Below are 5,115 nucleotides of genomic sequence, written 5' to 3'. Positions count from 1 at the left end.
CTTCTCTTTCGTGGTTTTTACTAAGTCAGAATTGTCTTTCTTTGGTGTTGCCGTCGAAGTGCGAGGAACGAATCCTTTTCTAATTTGAGGTCAGTACAGGTAGGGGAGTTCAGTGCGTTTTTCTTCTAGCCAACTCTCGTCTCTTAACCGAGTTTAAGTTTTGTAGCTGCCCGTCTCACTTCAGTGTTCAAAGCCTTTCATATCATCTCAGTTTTCAATATCTTGGAGCGCATAAATAGAAGTAGTGCATGTACTAACAAATTGCTTAAGAGTGATTCGTAACGCGTGGCATTTTTACTTTGCGGTGGCTTAGGGTGATTAAGGCGCCGTGCGGTAGCTTTTGTATTGCGTTACTCACACCTTAGCAAGGCGTTATACGCTTATAGGGTAATGGAGACATAAATGGCAATTTTCGGTGCAGGTTCAAACTGGGGTGGTACTGAAGTCAAAGGAGAGTTTTTTGAGAACAACAAGTTTGTGCTTGGCTGGAATGAAGACAACTCTAAAGACCTTTACGAAGCGGTTTCTCAGCTTAAAGTCGGCGATATCATTTATTTGAAAAGTGTAAGTCCGAGGTACATTCGCAATATCGAAGTAAAAGGTATCGGTATCGTTACTAAAAGCTTTATTCAGTGCTTACAGTCTGGCGAGTATGGTGCTGTTGATATTTCGGATTGGAACGCTCTGTTTATCAAAGTTAATTGGGTAAAGCAGACTAGCTTCGTAATTGAGGTGCCTGAAGACGAAGGTAAGCTTACAAACGTTCGTCCAGCAACGTTTTATGAAGAGTATCTCCCTTACGTTCAGGAAAAAATAGTGAATGAACTCACATCATCGTTAGCACGCGTATAACAATCTGTTTAAGAGTGATTCGCAACGCTTGGCATTTTTACTATGCGTTGCGTTTAGTGTTTAAAGTGGTCTGCGGTGGTATCGGTATTGCGTTGCTCACACCTTAACAGGGCGTTATGCCTCCGATCATTTCTGTACGTACTTTATTTTGCTATCACTTTTTTCAGTATGGGGTATTAACTGTGTCTAAAACGATACTCATCAAACCAAAATTTACCAATGACGCCAGTTCATACTGGGCAATGTTTTATTGTGCTATTTTGAAAACCCTGGTTTATCAGCAAAACTTGAAGTATCGCTTTAAAAGTAACTCACTACAAAGTTATAGAGGTGTTTTAGAGCATCCAGCGAGCTTCCTTAACCAGATGCGAGGTAATATTAGCAATCATGGGCTAGAGTATTTGATGATTGACTTTCTTCGTTCTGTTGATGGCGTTGATGTTACTAAGGAGTTGGTTAGTAACTTGTTAAGAAAACATGGTGTTACTGACTTTGAGTATCAATATCTTAATGTGTTTAAGTTGGGAGACGATTCTACACTTCACTCTACTATTGAGCAGTACGAGGATCCTAATGTTAAAGTTTTTACTCCAAACAAGACTATGCCATTTAATCGAAAAAAAATTTTTCAAGGTTTTACGTATCCGCTTAGCAACATTGCTCGAAGCTTCGTATATTCAGACTTGCTAATTATGATTTCAGATAGAAAAGGGCACACATATGGCTTTGTTGGTGAAGTCGAAGGGCAGCATGGTGAAAACTTGTTTCGGAGTACTTACTGGGATAATAGAGATGGAATAAAAAGTCGATACACGACTTTCGCAATTGGGGCATCGGATAAAAAAAGGTTCATCGCGGCTTTCCGGGGAAAGCCGCTTTTATCTTTAAGAAGAAGTAATCAGTATCTCGATAGCCATATCCCATCCGCTTGATTAACTTTATCTTGTTATTTATCCCTTCAAGCGTACAGGTATTCAGCGGATAGCTTGCTGAAGCAGTGATCCCATGAAGGTATGGACGGAGCTTTCGAGCGAACTCTTTGAGCGGCTTAATTTCACTCTCATTCACTTGTCCCAACCATACCTGCCACAGGTTTTTAGCCTGAAGTTCTGAGCCGCAACGCCACAGTTCTTTTAATTGCGCACCCAGCAAGTAGGTTGTCATCAAGTCCTGATTCATATTCAATATTTCTGTGAGGTAGCTTTCCTGTTGTGTATTTAAATTATCCCTATTTTTCAATAATACCCAGCGCGAACGTTTGACCCATTGCCTTGCTTTTTTATCCTGTTTTAGCTTATTGGCTTGGTCGACTCTGACTCTATCCATCACTTCACGACCGAACTTAGCAACAACGTGGAACAAGTCATAAACGACACGGGCATTTGGGCAATGCTCTTGGACTTCAAGGTCAAAAGCCGTATTCATATCCATTGCTACTGCTTCGATATTTTTTCCGTGCTCGCCTAATTGTTCAAAGAACGGTCGAATATCCTTGCGGCTACGACCTAGCCCTATCCAGATAACCTGATGACTTTTCGCATCTGCAATGACTGTCGCGTAACGGTGCCCTTTAAAAATGGCAAACTCGTCCATGACGAGTTGCCTTAATTCACCCCATTTAACTTGTGGTACTACTTGTTGAAGCCGACGTTTATCTATCTCTTTGATTGTGTGCCAATGAACGCCTGTCACTTGGGCTATATGTTTAATTGGTAGCAGGGGCAACAACTGCTCTATATAGCTTCGTAGGCGGTTAGTGATACGAGCATAAGGTTCCAACCAAGATAGTCGTTCTGTTTTAATGCCACAGTGACTGCACTTGATGCGTCGGGTTTGAACGGACAGTTCAACGGGAGCTCCTAGCAGTGTGGCTTCCTTCACGTTGCGCCATTGATACTCATGTATGGCTTGAGCTTTAAGCCCGCACGGACACCTAGCGATAGAGTTAGGTTTGAGAGTGAGCTTTATTAATGATGGAGTCTGATGAGACTTTACTATATGAAAGCCTTCCCAGAATGAAGATAGGAAAGTATGATTCGACATGAAAACGGTAGTTTGTGTAGGTTTTGTTTGGCGATAAAACTCTATCACTTACTACCGTTTTTGTTTTCAGTTCCCGCTTATCCGCGATGAACCTAAAAAAAGGGCTGTCAATAAAGTACCTGTCAAAGAAAATATCACTTTAACAGAAGACATTAATGGAAGGTTTATATTGCACTTCTCGAATGCGCATTATTTTATAAAAGGCTTTAAGCATGCAATTAAAAATGTAGAGTTGTGCTTGGGTGGTCATTATAACAATATTGATGGTTTAGATGATTCCCATCGAAAAGTGCTAAATGTAGTTAGTGATGGTTGGGGTAGTGATAAATATGAGGTCATCAAAAACTTAGAATCGCTAATTGACTATGATGTAGATATTGAACACTTTTATTATGAAAACGAAGATGCGAAATTTAAGCCTTCAGCGATAGCATTAACTAATCAGTTTCACTTGCACAAAATTGGTGTCAATAGATAAAAGAGGCATAACAAACTGTTTAAGAGTGATTCGCAACGCGTGGCATTTTTACCATGCGTTTCGCTCAGTGTTTAAGGTGGTATGCGTGAGCTTCGGTATTGCGTTGCTCACACCTTAACAGGGCGTTACATTTCCGAGTCACATCACGAATAACCATGCTTGTCTGTAGCTTGAATTTGTTAGGGTCTTTGTTTTGTCAGTAACCCAACCAAAGGCTAAGTTATGGAAAAAATAGGCTATTGTGAAATTAAAGGTTTTAAGTTATCGAGGAAGAGTAAAAAGGCGGTTTCCGATATAAGAAGTATTATGAAACAAGGGAACCTGTTTACTAGTGCGGTATCAACAGTTCCATTGTTTCAGATTTTTGCAAGCCCGAGCGTGACGAGTAGTCCATTTGAAATGGGTATTACAATTACTGAATATGACTGGGAAATGTTCGGTCGAGCGATGACTTCTTCGACCAGAATTGTTAGAGGTGAGATTTTTAAAATCGCATATAGACAGGAAATCTTTACGAATGGTAATGAACAGAAATTTTGGAGGTGTGTGAGTGAAGCATCTAAGTAAATGGATCTTTATTTCAATGTTGATTGCCGGTTGTTCAAGTAATCCTGATAGTGTTCAAGCGTTAAAAGCATGGGATGACAAGTATGAAGAGTGCTTTATTTCAAATCAGACAAAGCGACATTTCCCGGATAATCCATGGTTTAACTCTTTGAGTCTTGAAGACAAAAAAATTGTTATAGGCTACTTATATAATTACAACTCTAGAAGTTGTATCTCACGTGAAGTGGAGACTCTGAGAAGTGCGTTACAGCGAGAAGGGAATGACTCGTTACTTCATATTTTTGAGGCAGACCTTTCCCCTTTGGAAAGTGTCTCACTAGATGCAATTAAGCATTTAGATCAACAGGAATTACGCAAACTACAATCTGAATACTCACAACCATTTAACTTGTCAGAGATTATAGAAAGCTTAAACCTATACAATTAAATTTGAAATATAACAATCTGTTTAAGAGTGATTCGCAACGCGTGGCATTTTTACTATGCGTTGCGTTTAGTGTTAAAGGTGGTATGCGGCGGCTTTGGTATTGCGTTGCTCACACCTTAACAGGGCGTTAGGTTTCTCCGCGGGAAACATCGAATTCGAGGATTTTGGGTCATGGATTATGAAACGAAGCTACAACTTGCACACAAAGAATTAAGTGACAAAGGTGTATGGAAGTCGAACTACAATCCTCCACTTGTAAAGTTGTTACGTAAACTCGGACTGTGTTTTCCGCCGCCTTACTATCAAAGCTTTTTTGCAAACGTTATGCTTTGTGTGGCTTTCTTTGCTCCTGTTTGGGGAATCTTCCAATGGTTTCTTGTGTGGGACGAGCTAGGCAAACCAGTTTTAGAAGCGGTTTATATCTCGTTACTTACTGGCGCATTGTTTGGTTTAGTTATGGCAACCTTCTACTACATTAGGCGCAAGCAATTAAATCTAACAGATTGGGGTTCATTGGGAGAATAGGCCCAAAACCTAACAAACTGTTCAAGAGGGATTCGCAACGCGTGGCATTTTCACTATGCGTTGGTTTAAGTGATTAAGGTGGTATGCGGCGGCATCGGTATTGCGTTGCTCACACCTCAACAGGGCGTTAGCTTAATCGGCAAAATGACATCTGAGCTAATATGGAAGTATCATAGTGTTGTTTATTATTAAATAGAGTGCACTTCCCTAATGAGGTATGAGA

At 40.3% G+C, this 5,115-nt stretch carries 7 protein-coding genes; 6 read left to right on the top strand and 1 reads right to left on the bottom strand.

What is annotated here, in order from left to right; genetic code table 11:
• Positions 1 to 402 precede the first annotated feature (402 nt).
• Both KIV41_RS24040 and KIV41_RS24030 read left to right on the top strand, forming a co-directional pair.
• A complete protein-coding gene (locus tag KIV41_RS24040) occupies positions 403 to 852 on the top strand; it encodes a hypothetical protein (protein ID WP_045390267.1) in 450 nt (149 codons plus the stop codon).
• 182 nt (positions 853 to 1,034) lie between these two features.
• The gene (locus tag KIV41_RS24030; protein WP_285337811.1) at positions 1,035 to 1,784 is read left to right on the top strand and encodes a hypothetical protein; all 750 of its coding nucleotides are present in this window, start codon (positions 1,035 to 1,037) and stop codon (positions 1,782 to 1,784) included.
• Here KIV41_RS24030 and KIV41_RS24025 read toward each other — a convergent pair.
• Positions 1,702 to 2,895: an ISL3 family transposase gene (locus KIV41_RS24025; RefSeq protein ID WP_252041651.1), complete on the bottom strand. Its 1,194-nt coding sequence runs from the start codon at positions 2,893 to 2,895 to the stop codon at positions 1,702 to 1,704. The genes KIV41_RS24030 and KIV41_RS24025 overlap by 83 nt on opposite strands.
• Before the next feature lie 169 nt (positions 2,896 to 3,064).
• Between KIV41_RS24025 and KIV41_RS24020 the strand changes: the two genes are divergently transcribed.
• The 4 genes from KIV41_RS24020 (at position 3,065) to KIV41_RS23995 (ending at position 4,892) form a co-directional block, all read left to right on the top strand.
• Positions 3,065 to 3,373, top strand: coding sequence for a hypothetical protein (locus KIV41_RS24020; protein ID WP_285337810.1), 309 nt, complete (start codon positions 3,065 to 3,067; stop codon positions 3,371 to 3,373).
• Positions 3,374 to 3,595: 222 nt separating this feature from the next.
• Entirely contained in the window at positions 3,596 to 3,940 is a 345-nt protein-coding gene (locus KIV41_RS24010; RefSeq protein ID WP_017190364.1) for a hypothetical protein, read from the top strand.
• Positions 3,924 to 4,367, top strand: coding sequence for a hypothetical protein (locus KIV41_RS24005; protein ID WP_017190363.1), 444 nt, complete (start codon positions 3,924 to 3,926; stop codon positions 4,365 to 4,367). Before KIV41_RS24010 ends, KIV41_RS24005 begins: the two co-directional genes overlap by 17 nt.
• Positions 4,368 to 4,538: 171 nt before the next feature.
• Positions 4,539 to 4,892 carry a DUF6404 family protein gene (locus KIV41_RS23995; RefSeq protein WP_000384364.1) on the top strand — a complete coding sequence of 118 codons (354 nt, stop codon included), beginning with the start codon at positions 4,539 to 4,541 and terminating at the stop codon, positions 4,890 to 4,892.
• The last annotated feature ends 223 nt before the right edge of the window (positions 4,893 to 5,115 follow it).

Source organism: Vibrio sp. D401a (assembly GCF_030248515.1).
GTDB classification, from domain to species: Bacteria; Pseudomonadota; Gammaproteobacteria; order Enterobacterales; family Vibrionaceae; genus Vibrio; species Vibrio rotiferianus.
The sequence above is the reverse complement of the archived record's forward strand: the minus strand, read 5'-3'. Positions and strand labels throughout refer to the sequence as shown.